This is a genomic window from Pedobacter glucosidilyticus DSM 23534, assembly GCF_000425145.1.
GTDB lineage: Bacteria > Bacteroidota > Bacteroidia > Sphingobacteriales > Sphingobacteriaceae > Pseudopedobacter > Pseudopedobacter glucosidilyticus.
Window position 1 is genome coordinate 1 of sequence record NZ_KE384311.1, and the last position, 16,174, is coordinate 16,174.

Here is a 16,174-nt window from a genome sequence, read left to right on the forward strand (position 1 = left end):
CGAAACTCTACTTTAGACTGATCAGTTTATAGGGAGGAGGTCAATACGCCCGAAACTCTACTTTAGACTGATCAGTTTATAGGGAGGAGGTCAAAAGATGTTCTTTCAAATGATGCCTATGGCTCTGAAATTGGAGAAAGACAAACTTTCTACATGAATAACTCAACTAAGCTGTTTAAAACTAAAACAGCGACATTTATAGGAAAACTTGATTTTAATTATGACACTCCTAAAACTACTGCAAAAATTATCGGATACAATTTAGAGTATGAATGTATAGACTTATCAAAAACTTCATTAGACTCTAAAACGGGATTTAGCTTCTATTAAAATAACGGCACATAACAGCAAATTTGCACAAAAATGGCTGACGGTGGTTCAACTCTGGTCTTTCGTTAATTATTTAGTTCAGTGCGGTACGACAATGGTTCTGCAAGCAATGCCATTTCTGCACAAATTAGCCCACCGTTATACAACATACACACTCATTAAGACGTGTTTATTAGCGCTGATCATCCTGTTGTAAGTAAGATTACATAAAAGCTAAAGAGTAAATCATTTCTTATCTTAAGTTAACGATTATAAGGCTCCGACCCATCTAACTTTGTAATATGGCTTAACATACATTAAAAATTTAATGAACTCAGGAAAAATAATAAATAGCGAACTAGAAGACATCAAACCCGATTTAAAGCTAAAACTTGCATCACTTTGGGCAAGTTTAATGTTTATAATTATCTATCTCGATTATTTTCACTTATACATGCCTGGTTCTCTAAAAGATATGATAGCAGGGAGGGTATTTATATTTGATATTACTCAAGGGTTTCTATTGGCAGCACTCGCTATGGTGATAACTCCAACACTGATGATTTTTCTTTCTGTTGCCCTACCAGCTAAAGTAAATCGATGGGCTAATATTGTTACTGCCGGTATTAATATTCCATTAATATTGTTTAATCTGGCAGGAGAGGCCTGGATTCACATGGTACTTGGTGCTGTTATACAAGTTATTCTACTTTGTCTGATTATCCGTTATGCGTGGAAATGGCCTTGTATTTAAGCTCTCAATTTCTAATACATATCTAAAACAGACTTTATTTCAATTTATTTATTACCAATCCATTTGTTTAATTTATATCTTCTGAAACAACGAAGCCGGAATTTTCCGGCTTTGTTGAATTTAATTTACTGGGATTATGATTTCTCGGAGTTGATAAAAACAAATTGTTTGTCAAATACATCAAGCTTTATTGCGCTGTCTTTGCTTACGGTGCCTGCGAGTATTTGTTTTGAAAGCTCGTTCAGGATTTTCTTTTGAATAACACGTTTCAAAGGTCTGGCTCCAAACTGTGGGTCGTAACCTAACTGAGAAAGCCAGTCTAAAGCATCTTCAGATGCAGAAATTTGTATCCCCATTTCTGATAGCATTTTTTGCAAGGCAACAAATTGTAATTTTACAATTTCTTTTATTTCATCTCTATGAAGCGGGGTAAACATAATCACCTCATCAATTCTGTTTAAAAACTCTGGTCTGATAGATTTTTTAAGAATTTCAAATACCTCACTTTTTGTTTTAGCAATAATCTCATCTCTATTTAATTCATTCAGGAGTTCAAAATTTTCCTGTATCACGTGAGAACCTATGTTAGAGGTCATGATGATGATGGTATTTTTAAAATTCACCAGCCTACCTTTATTATCGGTTAATCTTCCATCATCTAAAACCTGTAAAAGAATATTAAAAACATCAGGATGGGCTTTTTCTATTTCATCAAGCAAGATTACAGCGTATGGTTTTCTTCTTACGGCTTCGGTTAACTGTCCGCCTTCATCATAACCAACGTATCCCGGAGGGGCACCAATTAATCTAGAAACAGCATGTCTTTCTTGATACTCGCTCATATCAATTCTTACCATCGCTTGGTCATCATTAAATAAAAACTCGGCTAAAGCTTTGGCAAGCTCTGTTTTACCCACACCAGTTGTACCTAAGAATATAAAGGAGCCTATAGGTTTTTTCTGGTCGCTTAAACCCGCTCTTGATCTTCTTATAGCATCAGAAATGGCTTCAATAGCTTCTTGTTGTCCGGCAACACGTTTGTGTAATTCTTCTTCTAGGCGTAAAAGTTTTTCTCTTTCACTTGAAACAAGTTTGGTTACAGGTATACCTGTCCAACGGGCTACAACGCCAGCAACATCATCAGCAGTTACTTCTTCCTTCAACATTCTACTATCAGCAGTTTTGCCAGCTAATTCCTGCTTAAGCTTTTCAACCTGATCCTGTGCTTCTTTAATTCTACCGTATCTTATTTCTGCTACTTTACCATAATCGCCTGCTCTTTCTGCCTGTTCTGCTTCCAGTTTAAAATTTTCTATATTTTGCAGATTATTGTTAATAGCATCAACTAAATCCTTTTCTCCCTGCCATTTAGCTTTAAGTTCGTCTCTCTCGGCACTTAGATTACTGATTTCTTGTGTCAGGTCTTTTACTTTAACATCATCATTTTCTCTTTTAATAGCTTCTCTTTCTATTTCTAACTGCATAATTTTACGGTCTAGCTCATCTACCGCTTCTGGCACAGAATCCATCTCTAACCTCAATTTTGATGCAGCTTCATCCATCAAATCAATAGCTTTATCAGGTAAAAACCTATCAGAAATATAACGTTGAGAAAGTTCTACAGCAGCAATAATAGCTTCATCTTTTATCCTTACTTTATGATGCGTTTCATAGCGTTCTTTTAATCCTCTTAAAATGGAAATGGCATCTTGGGTATCAGGCTCGTCTACCATAACTTTTTGAAATCTGCGCTCCAGAGCTTTATCTTTTTCCAGATATTTTTGATATTCATTTAAAGTTGTAGCGCCAATTGCCCTCAGTTCGCCTCTGGCTAAAGCAGGTTTTAAAATATTAGCGGCATCCATAGCACCTTCGCCACCACCGGCACCAACAAGAGTATGTATTTCATCAATAAATAAAATAATTTCACCGTCGCTGTCTGTCACTTCCTTTACAACAGCTTTAAGGCGTTCCTCAAACTCTCCTTTATACTTTGCACCTGCTACCAAAGCTCCCATATCTAAAGAAAATACAGTCTTTGATTTTAGGTTTTCTGGAGCATCGCCTTTAATGATTCTAAAGGCAATACCTTCTGCAATAGCAGTTTTACCAACACCAGGTTCGCCAATTAAGATAGGATTGTTTTTTGTACGTCTGGATAAAATTTGAATTACTCTTCTGATTTCTTCATCCCTACCAATAACAGGATCTAATTTTCCTGATGCTGCATAGTCATTTAAGTTGCGGGCATACTTATTTAAAGCATTGTAAGTGGCTTCGGCATTTTGGTCAGTTACTTTTGCGTCTCCTCTTAAATCTTTAATAGCTTTTTTTAAGTCTTTTTCATTAACGCCTTGCTCTTTAAGTAAGCTTGCTGTTTTGTCTGCCGAAGCTAATAAACCAAGTAAAATATGCTCTACAGATACAAATTCGTCTTTAAACTCTTTCAGATAAGATTGTGCTTTTTGTAATGATGAATTTGCTGCTGTGGATAGGTACAGGTTAGAGCCGCTAACTTTAGGAAAAGCTGCAATTTGTTCGTCTAAAGATTCGTTTAATCTATTGATATTAACGTTAAGCTTTTTAAGCAGGTAACCTACAACATTTTCATCTACAGCTAATAAACCTTTTAATATATGAGCGTTTTCTATAGCTTGTTGTTGAAAACCTTGTGTGATTTCAGAAGCTTTTTGTATAGCCTCCTGTGCTTTTATGGTGTAATTATTGAAATTCATGATTTAATTTCCTCCGCTTATGCTCATATCAAAAAGGTATCCAGAATGAGATAGCATGCAGAATCATGAAAAAATGTCTTTATTTTTAGCGTTTAAAAGACATAATGGCTGTTTTAGCGAAGTTTGGATGAATTTTTAGCATAAAAAAAGCGCCTTTATTGCGCTTTTAAAATCAATTTTGGTATTATCCCAGTTTATTTTGAAGTGCTTGTGTCTGGAAATCAGCTAGTTTTTGTAGTGGACCGCTGGCAAGCATTTTCATCATCATATTTAACTCGGCAGATATAGTAAGTGTTGCCTGTGTTTGATGATCAATTTCTGATAAAGACCATACTAAGTTTAGCACAATAGGCGCTTCTTCTGCGGGCGTAATGGTTATTCTTTCGTTAACTATCCTTTCTTCAACTTTTAAGGCCAGCTTGGCCATATTTTGTATCGTAAAACGAGCTTCGTCTCGGGTTGAAGACCAATTATAAATGTTTTCGGGCATCAAGAGTTGATGATTATTTAAATCCTCAAGAAATTGATAAACTTCTGCAACACTTTTACTAAGTGTGGTTTTGCTTTCAAATATGGTCATGAGTAGTATTGGTTAATTGTTTGCCCCAAGTAGAAGGATTTTTCCTCCATTCTTCTAGTAATTGTAAATCAGTTGCCGGGAAAAAATGATGCTCTGCGGCATAAGCCAATAAAGCAGAGTAGTTAGATAATGTTGCAAAACGGCATTTTGCTTGCTGGAAATTTTCAACCGATACATCTAGACCATAAGAAAATATAGCAACTAAACCTGCTACCTCATAACCTGCATCTCTTAAAGCTTGTACAGCTTGTAAACTACTTTTACCGGTAGAAATTAAATCCTCAATCACAACCACTCTTTGGCCTTCATTAATTTCTCCTTCTATCAAGCTTTGTGTACCGTGTTCTTTGGGTTTGGAGCGCACATAAATAAACGGTAACCCCAGTTCTTGTGCAACTAAAGCTCCTTGTGGTATACCAGCAGTGGCAACACCTGCAATTGCTCCAACAGAACCAAATTCTTCTTGTATCAGCTCAGAAAGTTTTTGTCTGATATAGGTTCTGATAGCCGGATAAGATAAAGTTATACGGTTATCACAGTAGATTGGTGATTTCCAACCAGAGGCCCATGTAAAAGGATTAGTAGGTTGTAATTTAATTGCTTTAATTTGCAACAAAAATTCAGCAATTTTCTGTTCGATTTCACTTTTGTTGTACATGGCTCAAAAATACAATATTTATATAAACCAAAAGGCGTTAATTATAACTTCTATTAAACCGGATGATTCTTTGGATTATCAAATGCTTGATGTTCAGTCTTTTGAGTTTGAAAAATTTTATAAGTCTTTATCAAAAAATCCACAGTCTGTATTTTACCTCTTAACAGAGCATCCTAAAGCAGTTTTTAAAGAGGTAAAAAGTTCTTTACGTATTATTGAAGCAGCAGGTGGCTTGGTAGAAAGTAACGAGGGTAAATACCTCTTTATCAAAAGAAATGGTAGATGGGATTTACCCAAAGGCAAGCTGGAAGAAGATGAAAGTAAAAGAGATGCTGCCGTAAGAGAAGTGGAGGAGGAGTGTGGTATTGTGGTTAAAAAACTGGGAAAAAAACTGATTAAAACTTACCATGTTTACGAGATAAAAGGCAAGCCTGTTTTAAAGGTTTCTCACTGGTATACCATGTTAACTAAATCAAACCAAAAGCTTATTCCGCAATTAGAAGAGGGGATTACCGAAGTGAAATGGATAGCTAAAAAAGATTGGAATTTGGTAAGAGCCAATACTTATCCTTCTATCTTGGATGTGTTAGATATTGTTTAAAGCCGGAAGAAAAGGAAGAGCTTCTGCTGGTACAAATTGGCTTACATCACCGCCATATCTTAAAATATCTCTTACAATGGTAGAGCTTATAGAAGAGTAACCAGGTTTGCTTAAAATAAATATAGATTCTATATTGGGTATTAAAGCATGATTCATTTGTGCTATAGCCTTTTCATATTCAAAATCAGACACAGTTCTAATACCTCTAATCATATAAGAGGCACCAATCTTTTGGCAAAAATTAACGGTTAAGCCCTCATAAGAAATTACTTCTATTTTAGGTTCGCTATTAAAAACAGCTTTTAACATTTCTAATCTTTGCTTTGCTTCCATTAAAGGCTGTTTATTACTGTTTAATCCTATGCCAACATAAACTTTATCAAACAGCGAGATAGATCTTCTTAAAATATCTACATGGGCTTTTGTAATAGGATCAAAAGAACCAGGGAATAAGGCAATTTTCATAGTTTTAAATATTAATTTGTAAAAAAGCTAAATGCAGCATAACCATATTTTCTTACATCCGTAAAGTTAGGATGATGAGCTAAATTTTGCATACTTTGATGTTCGATAATTAAAATTCCGCCTGGTTTTAAAAGCTGCTTGCTAAAAATAATCTTTGCTATTTCTGGGATGTTGGTTAAATCATAAGGAGGGTCTGCAAAAATTAAATCAAATGTTTGGTTTTCAGTATTTAAAAACTTAAAAACATCACTTTTGATAGCTTTGATTTGGGTAAGATTTAAATCTTTACTTATCGCTTTTAGATAGCCGTAACAACCAAAGGCTCTATCTACAGCAATAATTTCCTGAGCTCCTCTGGATGCAAATTCTAAAGAAATATTACCAGTTCCACTAAATAAGTCTAATATTTTTAGATTACTAATTTCTAGCTGGTTAGTTAAAATGTTAAAAAGAGCTTCTTTAGCAATATCAGTAGTTGGTCTTACAGGTAATTTTTTCGGTGGATTTAACCTGATGCCTTTTAATGTACCTCCAATTATTCGCATAAAGCCATGCTTAATAAAGAAAAAAATTGATGTAATGGTGCTTCCGCAAAATTTTCATCAGCAGTTATAAAGGGTATATTTTTTATCAAAGTAACATCCGTAAATAAATGTGTTATTTCATTAAAATAAACATGCCCGCTATCGATATTTCCACTCAATTTAAGAGGGGTTTCTTTGGTATTGATATGCTTCTCCTGAATCATCAACATCAAAAAATATTTGAGTTCTTCCTGGTTTTTAATTTCAAAAATATTGTAAAAAAATAATTCGCCTTGTTTTAGTATAAGCACTTCAACATGTTCCTTTTTAAAATTTAAAAATATTTCTGGATAAGAAGTTTCCGCATGAAGTTGTTTTGCACCCACATAAAGCGGAATAAATTGAGGGTAAAGTTTAGCATCCTGCAAATAATGATTTGTCTCTTCTATTTGTGTATGCTTAAAGGTATAAACAGTATGGATATCAGTTTGAGGAATCAATCGTTTAAAAACACTTTCCTGATAAGGATCAAAACCAATAATAGCTTTCAATTTGGTCTCAATAGCCTCGTTAAAATGCAATTCTGGAATAAAAGTAAAAGATTTGGTCATTATAGATACTTTTACCTGTGCAAAATCTGATTTAAATAAATCATGATGGTGTGAAAAGCTATGTGACGGGTGATAGCCTACAAGCTTTAGTGATTGATTTTGAACAATAGCGTATTGATAGCCAGTTTCATCAAGCTCTAAAACTAATTGTTGAAGATTTGAATTTTCTGGATTAAAATCGGCTGACTGAATGATGATATCTTCCATGAGTAACAAAAGTAAAATTTTTAATCCATCTATGAGTTCAAAATTTTTATGAAATTTGAAGAACATGTCTATAGCCCAATCCATACGTCAGAAATTTCCTCACGAACCTAATGAGCAGCAATTAGCTTTATTTAAATTGTTAGAAGATTTTGTGACCAGCCAACAGCCAGATATTGCTTTACTGATAAAAGGTTACGCTGGTACAGGTAAAACTACCATCATAAGTGCATTTGTTAATGTTTTAAAAATGCAAAAAAGACAAGTAGTATTACTAGCACCAACCGGAAGAGCAGCAAAGGTGATTGCTAATTACTCAGGACTTCAGGCATCTACCATACATCGTAAAATTTATCGTAAACGTGTTGCCGGAACTCCGGATTTAATGTTTATCCTAGCTCCAAATCTCCATAAAGACACATTTTTTGTGGTGGATGAAGCTTCTATGATTAGCGATGATAAAACCGATTTTAGCGGTAGTAGCTTGTTGGAAGATTTGATAAGCTATGTTTACAACGATAAAGGCAATAAATTAATCTTTATTGGTGATACTGCCCAGTTACCTCCGGTAAATGCTGTAGAAAGCCCAGCCTTATCAGTAGCTCATTTAAAAGCTTATTCTTTAGAATTGATGTATACAGAACTTACAGATGTTGTAAGGCAAGCACAAAAATCAGGAATCTTATTTAATGCTACACGTATCAGAAATCAAATAAGAAAGCAAGAAAGTAATTTCCCATCGCTGATAACAACAGGGTATAAAGATGTTTATAAAATGACGGGAGACAAAATTATTGAAGGTTTAAACTATGCTTATGATAAATACGGATTAGAGCATTGCTTAGTGGTTTGCAGATCTAATAAAAATGCCAATATGTATAATCAACATATTAGAAACCAAATACTTTGGCGGGAAGATGAATTAACAGGCGGAGATTTAGTGATGGTTGTAAAAAATAACTATTTCTGGATGCCAGAAGATAAGGGAGGTTTTATTGCCAATGGAGATATCGCAAAAATTACAAGGGTTAAGAATATTCATGATATGTATGGTCTTAGGTTTGCTGATGTTCAATTAGAAATTTTAGATAGTACGGATGAAGGTTATCAAATTGAGGCTAAAGTTTTGTTAGATACCTTGTATAGCGAAAGCCCTAATCTCCCTTACGAGCAGCAAAAACTGTTTTTTAATGAAGTGATGAAAGATTATGAGCATATAACCAATAAGCGAGTTAGGATGGAAGAGTTGAAAACCAACCCTTATTATAATGCCTTACAAATTAAGTTTGCTTATGCTGTTACTTGCCATAAAGCGCAGGGTGGGCAGTGGCCTGCTGTATTTGTAGACCAAGGCTATTTAACAGCAGAGTTGTTAAACACAGAACTTTTAAGATGGCTTTATACAGCCTGTACCAGAGCATCTAAAGAATTGTTTTTTGTTAATTTTATTGATGAATTTTTCAAGACTCAACCCAATTCTTAGCTTTATCTTCTGGCAAAATCATAGTAATAGCAATTAAAATGATAAGAACTAAAACAAGGCTACATGTTAATATTAATTTGGTTTGTTCTCTAGTATCAGTAATCATTTTCTTTTCTTTAATTTCTTGATACTTTTTGTGGCTATTGATTTTCTTAATATTGTTTTCTAAACTATCAAACAAGTTAATATTGTTATAGGATTTTAGTAAAGTAATAGCCTCCTCACTCTTATTGTGTGTTTTTAGTGTAATTACATGTTTTAATTGTGCACTTTTTAGATCAACCAGATATAGTAATTGATTAATTTGTTCTTTCTCATTTTGAGATAGCTCTTTGTAGGCTAATATTTTCTTAAATCTTTCTTTCTCAAAATTTATCCTAAAACTAGCTTTATAGTAGTTTTCTAAATAAGCCTTATTTTCTGTTAGCAAATAACCTCTTTTGGCAGACTCTGCATCTTTAATATTCTCTAATAAGGAATAAGAGCTCACTGTAAAATCGTATTTACTTTGTACAGATTCATAAGTTCTGCTGATTTCATCATACGACCTAAAAAGTAAGAAAATATCAAATAAGATAATACAAGCACAAATAGCAACTAACAGGTAAATGGTTTTATTCTTTTTCATTTTATGCTATTAAACGATAGTGATGATATTTTGTTTAACTTTTTAAAACATTTAATGATGTAAACTTAAACAAAACATTTTCTTCATGAAAATTTATCATAAATACAACCTTTCATATTTTATTGCGTAAAAAATAAATGCACATATATTATATTGATTAAATTATTTTGAATATTGGTTTGGTTTGGTTTTTAGAACGGAATGCTGTAAAAAGATTCCGTTTTATTTTTTTTAAAATACTGATGTTTCTTTTCATTAATTATCCAATAGCCTAAACAAATCTTAACATTTCTGAGTTTAGTAAGCTTAGAAATGGATTATTTAGTAAAAGATGAAGAATTAACGATAGAATACGCAGCGGGTATGGGTGCTTGGACATATCATTTGCTTATCCCTCATACGGCACATTTGAAAGGTCGTTGGGGTTCTTTAAAAGTTTCGGGTAGTATAGATGGATTTCAGATTAGCGGTAAAAACTTATCTCCCCGAAAAAAATCAGATAAACTTTTGGCTATTAACGAAGAAATTAGAAAAGCTATTGGTAAAAACGCCGGAGATAAAGTAAAGGTGTCTTTGTATCTGGAAACCATAAAAAAAATAGAAGATTACAAACAAATATTATTAAGTTTTGAAGACGCTCAGCTTATAGAAAAATTTAAACTACTGGACTCTAAAAAACAAGAAATGATTTTTCATGATATTTTATCGCAACCTGATGAAGATAAACAGGTGGAAAAAATTATTTTTTACATCCAAAAACTTAGTTAAACATTATACCAACTAATTATGCCCATAAACTAAGGGTAAATGATAAAAAATATAAAGGCAAAAAGATTCACTAAAAGCACTACTCCATAAACAATATTGGTTCTGCCACTACTTAATGAAAGCATGGTAATAAATACAGAGAGCCCTAGAAGGATGATAGATTTAATATCTAAGCCCAGTATAATTTTCATATCATAAATTAAGCAAACAACTGCAACACTGGGTATGGTTAAACCAATACTAGCCAATGCAGAGCCTAATGATAAATTTAAACTGGTTTGTAATTTATTTTTTCTAGCTGCAATGATGGCGGCAATGCCTTCTGGTAATAAAATAATTCCTGCAATAATAACTCCAACCAAGCTTTGCGGTAAGTTATGATGGATAACGATGCGTTCTATTGTAGGAGATAAGGTTTTTGCCAACAGTACCACAATGCCCAAGCTTACAATCAGAAATATCAAACTTAATATAAAAATGCGCTTATTGATATTAACCGGAGTATGCGTGTGATTTTCATTTTCTTGTATTAAAAAGTAGTTTCTGTGCCTGCTGGTTTGTGCCATTAAAAATACCACGTAGATAACGATACAAACTATAGAAGCAAACAAAAGTTGTGGGGTAGAATAATAAGAGCCTTGTACACTAACAGTAAATGTTGGAATAATCAGCGTAAAAACTATAATAGAAATTATGGATACTAAGGCTATAGTAACAGAATGTTTTGAAAATGTTTGCTCATGATGTTTTAACCCACCAATAAACAAACAGAGGCCAACAATACCATTTAAAATAAGCATAGTAGCCGAGTAAACGGTGTCTCTAGCTAAAGAAACGGCCTCCTGCCCGCCAGAAACCATTAAAGATATGATGATAGAAACCTCTATAACAGTGATAGAAATGGCTAGTATGATGGTACCATAAGGTTCGCCAACCTTGTGTGCAATAATTTCAGAATGATGAACCGCGGATATTACACTTAGAATGAGCAATAAACTAGCAATCATCTGAGTAATGGCACTGTTATCTATAGCACCAGAAAAAAACAGCAACCATGCTATTGTTGGGATTAAAATAGTCCATTGTAAGAATAGTCTCATGCTTTAAAGATATAATTATTTATTTTTATAGAAAATAGATAGTAATTCGTGATTATTACTCCTTAGCTAACTTATAAACATAGATAGCAAAAAAATAAACTTATAATGTTAACATCAGATATATTCTTTAGTTTTATAGCTAAATGCTTAGTTATATGAAGCTATGATTTTTCTTCTGCTTCTTTTAATGCCTTTGATTGCCAGTAATTAGCAAGTATAGAGCCTGAAATATTCATCCAAGGACTAAAAACTGCTGCTGCAAGTCCAACAGTACCCAATTTACCCATCGTACCAGCTAAGCCAGAAGCCATACCTCCGTTTTGTAAGCCTACTTCAAAAGCTATGGTACGGGCAGAAGGTTTATCCATACCCAATAACCGACTAAATACATAGCCAAAGAAATAACCTGCTGCGTTATGAATCACAGCTACTAGAAATAGAATCAAGCCAACTTGCATCAAATTATCTCTGCCGGCGGCTGTGGTTACAGTTGTAAAATAAATAATACCAGCCATAGAGATATAAGGCATCATCCCATCTAAATTTTTAAACCTATTAGCTAATTGATGATAAGCAAAACCTACAAGGATAGCTCCAGCAAAGAAGTTTAAAATTTCTATAGTTTCTAACAATGGTAAAGAGAAATAAGTGCTAAAAATAGTCCATAAACCAGCTGACTGAGCTGTTAACCATAAGACAGCCAAAATACTAAGGAATTTTATTTTTTGGGCTTCTTTTACAGATGCTGTTTTTAAATAATCATGAATTAGGGCTGCCATGATAGGGATAATCACAATTTTGATAATCTCCATCATCATGTTGATGAATTTAACTTCTATAAGCGTACCTGCTAATAATTTCATCAAAAAGGGTGTCATTAATGGAGCGAATAGGGTAGTGATAGCTGTTACCGTAACAGAAAGTACCAAATTACCTTTAGCGATGTAGGTCATCACGTTAGAAGCCAAACCACTAGAGCAAGACCCTATCAGGATGATACCTGCAGCAATTTCAGTTTCAAAATGAAATATTTTAGTGAGGATAAAACCCATAATCGGCATCACGGTAAAATGGCATAATAAGCCAATGGTAATGCCTTTCCCGGTTTTGCTGATGCCTGTAAAATCCGAAATTCTCATGTGCATGCCCATCCCAAACATCACCAATTGTATCACGATGAGGATGAGCCATTTGTTACGCAAATCAAAATCGCCCCATTTCTGGAAAGAGGCCGGAAAAATCATCCCGGCAACAACAGCCGTAATAATCCAAGCGGTATATTGATAGCCTTTTAAAGCAGGTAAAGCACCTATGCCAATAGCTGTGGATATAGCTAGGCCTAAGGCTGCAAATTTCCAAAGATGCGGAGCTTGTAAGCTTAAACCAATAACTAAAAAGAGTAAGGCAATAAGAGCCAGGAACAAGCAAATTTTGCGTAACATCAGCATGGTAAAGTTATTTAGGAGTTGATGATTTTAGCCAATTCTTGTATCGCAATAGCAGGGCTTGCCAATATGGGTACAATTTTATCTTCGGCACTTAAGCCATCAACCACACGGGCCATAGAAGCTTGCGCCAGCAAGATTACATCTACTTCTTTACTTAATGCTTTTAATGCCGAACCTACCATTTCATCGTGTTTAGTGGCATCTCCGCTCATTAAAGCTTCAAAAGCACCATCACAAAGCTTAGCAACCAAAGTAATTTCTTTGCCCGCAACTACGGCTCTTCTTCTTACTAAATCACTGGTGGGCTCTAAAGTGGTAGGTAGAGTAGCTATAACGCCAATGCTTTTACCAGTTTGTACAGCTTGGTCTGCCATGGCTTGGTCTACCCTAATTACCGGAACTTGCGAAAGACTAGCGGCTGTTTCTACCGCAGCACCAATAGAAGAACAGGTTACCAAAATATAATCGGCTCCGGCAGCTTCTGCCGATGCTACCTGATTAACTACTCTTTTTGCCGTTGCAGGCGTAAGTGTTCCCTTGCTGATGACATCTTTAATCAAGCTATCATCAACCATGTTAAAAACTTTGGTGTGGGGTAAATGGGCTTCGCAAAGTCCTTGAAATAAAGGCACCAAGGTAGCAGAGGTATGTATTAATCCTAATGTTTTAGTTTGCATATATGTATGTCTTATGAAATTTTTCCTGATTGTATTTGTTCAAAATAGTTGGGTGCACCTACTTGTCCGCCTTTAAAATTTATTTCAATGCCATTGGCTGGCGAGTTGGGCGCATAAGCTTTGCATAAAGGAGCTCCGGGACTCATTGGAGCTATCATTTCTACGGCTTCTATGCCTAAAGCTCTGGCAGCATAGCTAGAAGTGTCTCCGCCTGCTAATAGCAGTCTCTGGAGCTTTACTTGTTGTAATATGGCTCTAGTGATATTGCCTAATGTAGTGCCCAAAAGTGAAGCAGAGGTAAGCTGCTCATCTTGTTTTAAGATTTGCCCAGTAGTGGCTAAACGGTCATCATCCGGACCTTTACTGGTATGGATAACCACATTTTTTTCTGCTTTTAACAAAGCAATAGCTTTAGCAATAACATCTTTCACTTCTTCATCTTGATGTTTGGCTATGGCAACGGTATCTAAAGCAATTTCTTCAAAACTATGGGCTACAGCTGTGTTAATTTGCTGTGCAGTAACGGGCGAACAACTGCCAGAAACAACCAATAAAGGCTTTACAGCGCTAAGCTGAGGCCAATTTTCTTTGTTTTTGATGCGCCCGATATTGTTCCAATGTAAGCCTAAGGCCATTTCTATACCAGATGAACCTACAGAAAAAAGCGGACAATCTTGAGGGGCGATATCTACTAACAGTTCGCCAATACTTTCCATATGTGTGGCGTCAATAGCATCAAAAAGTACCACTTCGTTTTCTTCTGCTATAAGTGCTTGAAGCTTTTCTTTTCTTTGCTTGCTTTCTTTGGCGATATCCAAAATATCAAATAAGCCAGTTTTTACCTGACTCTGTTTAGCCAGATGCAAGCGTAAATCACTCTCGGTTGCTGGCGTAGTAGGATGCTTGCTCATAGAGGGGTGGCGGTCTAAACGGTAAATTTGTCCTTGGCTACCTATCCCCATACGGGCATATAAATTACCAAAAGTACAATACCTGCCTAGGGCCGGGGCAGCAACCACTAAAGGTACTAACGTTTTAAAAACAGCCTTGCCTATTTCTATAGCCCTACCAATGTTTCCTCTTTCTGGCGAAGAGTCAAAAGTAGAGCAAACTTTATAATGTACATGCTCTGGATTGATAGCTTTTAAGGCCTCAAAAGCTGGTTGTAGCGTTTCTTGCATAGCTTGTGGATGCATGGTCCTGCTCATACCCGCAATACCAATTGCTTGTAAATCTGGGTATTGTTGCAATTGCGTTTTGCTTGGCGCCGATATAAAAAGCATAGTTTTGATACCTGCCTTACTCAAAAACTCAAGCGCATCTGTAGAGCCAGTAAAGTCATCCCCATAAAAAGCTAACAATAATCTGTTTGATGTTATGCTCATGCTTTTTTACCAAATTTTTCTACAGAAAGGGCAAACTCTGGATATTGTTGTACCGCTTCCGCGATGCTAAGACCATTTACAGCTGCTTCCCATGCTTGTTTTAATGCCGTAACACCAGCGCTAGCACCTTGTGGATGCGCTAAAATACCACCACCTGCCATGTAAAGAAGATCGGTAGTTTGGGTACGCCTATAAGTTTCTGGTGCTTGGCCACCCCATTGCCCTGATGATACTACAGGCAAAATACCGTAGCCGCCTAACAAAGGTTTCTGACATGATTTGATTGATTTAACCACAGAATCGTCAGACTCCCAAAACTTATTTTGTATACCATTAACATGGATTTGATCAACCCCAACCAAGCGCCATAACTTTTGGTAAGCCGGAAATTCTATCCCCAATAAAGGATGACGGTTAAGCATTCCCCAACCATTTCTATGTCCGTGGATACACAATTGTCTATTGTCGCAAAGTTTCTTAACACCTGCTAAACCAACGCTATTTAAGCTAATCATAGCGCAGGTACCACCATGAGCAAGAATGGTATCGTAATTTCTTTGCATCTCATCTAGCTCATTGCTGATATTGAAGGCATACATTACTTTTTTACCTGTTTTATCAGCATGTTCATTAATCACCCTCATTGCTGCTTCTACTCTTTTAGCAAAAGGGGAATTGGCAGATGACGACATCAATTCATCATCTTTAATAAAATCTATACCGGCAGTTACCAAAGTTTTTACCAAATCTGCGGTTTGCTCTGGCGACATGCCAATGCTAGGTTTGATGATGGTACCTATCATAGGTCTATCGTAAACTCGGGTGAGCGCTCTAGAACCTGCAACACCAAAAGCAGGACCTTCAAAATGCTGTTTAAAAGAATCCGGAATTTCTATATCCATCAGCTTTAAGCCCGTAAATTGGGTAAGCTCATATAAATTTCCTTGCAGGGTAGAAATCATCACCGGTAGGTTATAGCCAAAATTTTCTATCGACCATGATATTTCTAAATTAGCCCTGTGGTATTTTTTGCCAGCAGTCATGATACCCGGAATAGCAGGTTCATCTACGGTTTCTAAATATTGGATATTTTCTACTCGGGCAGCAAATCTGTTTTTTAGCTCTTCGGTTTCGCCGGGTACAGCCACAAAAGTCCCTGATGATTGTTCGCCAGCCAATATTTGCGCTGCTTTTTCAATCTCTAAAGGTGTTTCTATGTAATAATGTGCGGTTACTCTTTCCAT

16 protein-coding genes are annotated in these 16,174 nt (G+C 35.5%); 4 read left to right on the top strand and 12 right to left on the bottom strand.

All coding sequences use genetic code 11. From position 1 onward, the window contains the following. The first annotated feature begins 637 nt into the window (after positions 1-637). On the top strand, positions 638-1,063 hold the full coding sequence (locus H510_RS0112905; protein ID WP_026904694.1) for a DUF6326 family protein: 426 nt from the start codon (positions 638-640) through the stop codon (positions 1,061-1,063). Positions 1,064-1,197: 134 nt separating this feature from the next. Here the strand turns inward: H510_RS0112905 and clpB are convergent, their stop codons facing one another. The 3 genes from clpB to pyrE all read right to left on the bottom strand — a co-directional run bounded on the left by clpB (position 1,198) and on the right by pyrE (position 5,036). After that, positions 1,198-3,798, bottom strand: a complete 2,601-nt coding sequence (clpB, locus tag H510_RS0112910) for an ATP-dependent chaperone ClpB (protein WP_026904695.1) — start codon at positions 3,796-3,798, stop codon at positions 1,198-1,200. Between the two features lie 184 nt (positions 3,799-3,982). Continuing rightward, a complete protein-coding gene (locus H510_RS0112915) occupies positions 3,983-4,378 on the bottom strand; it encodes an orotate phosphoribosyltransferase (protein ID WP_026904696.1) in 396 nt (131 codons plus the stop codon). Continuing rightward, positions 4,365-5,036, bottom strand: coding sequence for an orotate phosphoribosyltransferase (gene pyrE / locus H510_RS0112920; RefSeq protein ID WP_026904697.1), 672 nt, complete (start codon positions 5,034-5,036; stop codon positions 4,365-4,367). Before pyrE ends, H510_RS0112915 begins: the two co-directional genes overlap by 14 nt. Here pyrE and H510_RS0112925 point away from each other — a divergent pair. Next, positions 5,035-5,637 carry an NUDIX hydrolase gene (locus H510_RS0112925; RefSeq protein ID WP_026904698.1) on the top strand — a complete coding sequence of 201 codons (603 nt, stop codon included), beginning with the start codon at positions 5,035-5,037 and terminating at the stop codon, positions 5,635-5,637. The genes pyrE and H510_RS0112925 overlap by 2 nt on opposite strands. Here H510_RS0112925 and coaD read toward each other — a convergent pair. The 3 genes from coaD to H510_RS0112940 are packed head-to-tail and all read right to left on the bottom strand — an operon-like array spanning position 5,623 to position 7,444. Continuing rightward, complete coding sequence (gene coaD / locus H510_RS0112930; protein ID WP_026904699.1) at positions 5,623-6,102, bottom strand: pantetheine-phosphate adenylyltransferase; 480 nt, start codon at positions 6,100-6,102, stop codon at positions 5,623-5,625. The two genes, H510_RS0112925 and coaD, sit on opposite strands and share 15 nt — an antisense overlap. An 11-nt stretch (positions 6,103-6,113) precedes the next feature. Continuing rightward, positions 6,114-6,647 (bottom strand): RsmD family RNA methyltransferase, encoded by a 534-nt coding sequence (locus H510_RS0112935; RefSeq protein ID WP_026904700.1) that lies wholly within the window; start codon positions 6,645-6,647, stop codon positions 6,114-6,116. Beyond that, positions 6,638-7,444 (bottom strand): DUF3822 family protein, encoded by an 807-nt coding sequence (locus H510_RS0112940; protein WP_162143080.1) that lies wholly within the window; start codon positions 7,442-7,444, stop codon positions 6,638-6,640. Before H510_RS0112940 ends, H510_RS0112935 begins: the two co-directional genes overlap by 10 nt. Before the next feature lie 64 nt (positions 7,445-7,508). Here H510_RS0112940 and H510_RS0112945 point away from each other — a divergent pair, with 64 nt between their 5' ends. Continuing rightward, positions 7,509-8,924 carry an ATP-dependent DNA helicase gene (locus H510_RS0112945; RefSeq protein WP_026904702.1) on the top strand — a complete coding sequence of 472 codons (1,416 nt, stop codon included), beginning with the start codon at positions 7,509-7,511 and terminating at the stop codon, positions 8,922-8,924. Here the strand turns inward: H510_RS0112945 and H510_RS0112950 are convergent. After that, positions 8,902-9,552, bottom strand: coding sequence for a CHASE3 domain-containing protein (locus tag H510_RS0112950; RefSeq protein WP_026904703.1), 651 nt, complete (start codon positions 9,550-9,552; stop codon positions 8,902-8,904). The genes H510_RS0112945 and H510_RS0112950 overlap by 23 nt on opposite strands. A 312-nt stretch (positions 9,553-9,864) precedes the next feature. On the opposite strand from H510_RS0112950, the gene H510_RS18915 reads away from it, so the two are divergent. Continuing rightward, entirely contained in the window at positions 9,865-10,320 is a 456-nt protein-coding gene (locus H510_RS18915) for a DUF1905 domain-containing protein (protein ID WP_036692898.1), read from the top strand. A 29-nt stretch (positions 10,321-10,349) separates the two neighbouring features. Here the strand turns inward: H510_RS18915 and H510_RS0112960 are convergent, their stop codons facing one another. The 5 genes from H510_RS0112960 to H510_RS0112980 form a co-directional block, all read right to left on the bottom strand. Further along, the gene (locus H510_RS0112960) at positions 10,350-11,420 is read right to left on the bottom strand and encodes a calcium:cation antiporter (RefSeq protein WP_026904704.1); all 1,071 of its coding nucleotides are present in this window, start codon (positions 11,418-11,420) and stop codon (positions 10,350-10,352) included. Positions 11,421-11,581: 161 nt separating this feature from the next. After that, a complete protein-coding gene (locus H510_RS0112965) occupies positions 11,582-12,862 on the bottom strand; it encodes a bile acid:sodium symporter family protein (protein WP_245584837.1) in 1,281 nt (426 codons plus the stop codon). Positions 12,863-12,879: 17 nt separating this feature from the next. After that, positions 12,880-13,545: an aspartate/glutamate racemase family protein gene (locus tag H510_RS0112970; RefSeq protein ID WP_026904706.1), complete on the bottom strand. Its 666-nt coding sequence runs from the start codon at positions 13,543-13,545 to the stop codon at positions 12,880-12,882. A gap of 11 nt (positions 13,546-13,556) precedes the next feature. Then, complete coding sequence (locus H510_RS0112975; protein ID WP_026904707.1) at positions 13,557-14,930, bottom strand: four-carbon acid sugar kinase family protein; 1,374 nt, start codon at positions 14,928-14,930, stop codon at positions 13,557-13,559. Further along, positions 14,927-16,174: a ribulose-bisphosphate carboxylase large subunit family protein gene (locus H510_RS0112980; protein ID WP_026904708.1), complete on the bottom strand. Its 1,248-nt coding sequence runs from the start codon at positions 16,172-16,174 to the stop codon at positions 14,927-14,929. Before H510_RS0112980 ends, H510_RS0112975 begins: the two co-directional genes overlap by 4 nt.

Excerpts from the sequence above, each read along its gene's own strand:
- H510_RS0112905 (WP_026904694.1), top strand. The coding sequence starts at position 638 with ATGAACTCAGGAAAAATAATAAATAGCGAACTAGAAGACATCAAACCC.
- clpB (WP_026904695.1), bottom strand. The coding sequence starts at position 3,798 with ATGAATTTCAATAATTACACCATAAAAGCACAGGAGGCTATACAAAAA.
- H510_RS0112915 (WP_026904696.1), bottom strand. The coding sequence starts at position 4,378 with ATGACCATATTTGAAAGCAAAACCACACTTAGTAAAAGTGTTGCAGAA.
- H510_RS0112925 (WP_026904698.1), top strand. The coding sequence starts at position 5,035 with ATGGCTCAAAAATACAATATTTATATAAACCAAAAGGCGTTAATTATA.
- pyrE (WP_026904697.1), bottom strand. The coding sequence starts at position 5,036 with ATGTACAACAAAAGTGAAATCGAACAGAAAATTGCTGAATTTTTGTTG.
- coaD (WP_026904699.1), bottom strand. The coding sequence starts at position 6,102 with ATGAAAATTGCCTTATTCCCTGGTTCTTTTGATCCTATTACAAAAGCC.
- H510_RS0112935 (WP_026904700.1), bottom strand. The coding sequence starts at position 6,647 with ATGCGAATAATTGGAGGTACATTAAAAGGCATCAGGTTAAATCCACCG.
- H510_RS0112940 (WP_162143080.1), bottom strand. The coding sequence starts at position 7,444 with ATGGAAGATATCATCATTCAGTCAGCCGATTTTAATCCAGAAAATTCA.
- H510_RS0112945 (WP_026904702.1), top strand. The coding sequence starts at position 7,509 with ATGTCTATAGCCCAATCCATACGTCAGAAATTTCCTCACGAACCTAAT.
- H510_RS0112950 (WP_026904703.1), bottom strand. The coding sequence starts at position 9,552 with ATGAAAAAGAATAAAACCATTTACCTGTTAGTTGCTATTTGTGCTTGT.
- H510_RS18915 (WP_036692898.1), top strand. The coding sequence starts at position 9,865 with ATGGATTATTTAGTAAAAGATGAAGAATTAACGATAGAATACGCAGCG.
- H510_RS0112960 (WP_026904704.1), bottom strand. The coding sequence starts at position 11,420 with ATGAGACTATTCTTACAATGGACTATTTTAATCCCAACAATAGCATGG.
- H510_RS0112965 (WP_245584837.1), bottom strand. The coding sequence starts at position 12,862 with ATGTTACGCAAAATTTGCTTGTTCCTGGCTCTTATTGCCTTACTCTTT.
- H510_RS0112970 (WP_026904706.1), bottom strand. The coding sequence starts at position 13,545 with ATGCAAACTAAAACATTAGGATTAATACATACCTCTGCTACCTTGGTG.
- H510_RS0112975 (WP_026904707.1), bottom strand. The coding sequence starts at position 14,930 with ATGAGCATAACATCAAACAGATTATTGTTAGCTTTTTATGGGGATGAC.
- H510_RS0112980 (WP_026904708.1), bottom strand. The coding sequence starts at position 16,174 with ATGGAAAGAGTAACCGCACATTATTACATAGAAACACCTTTAGAGATT.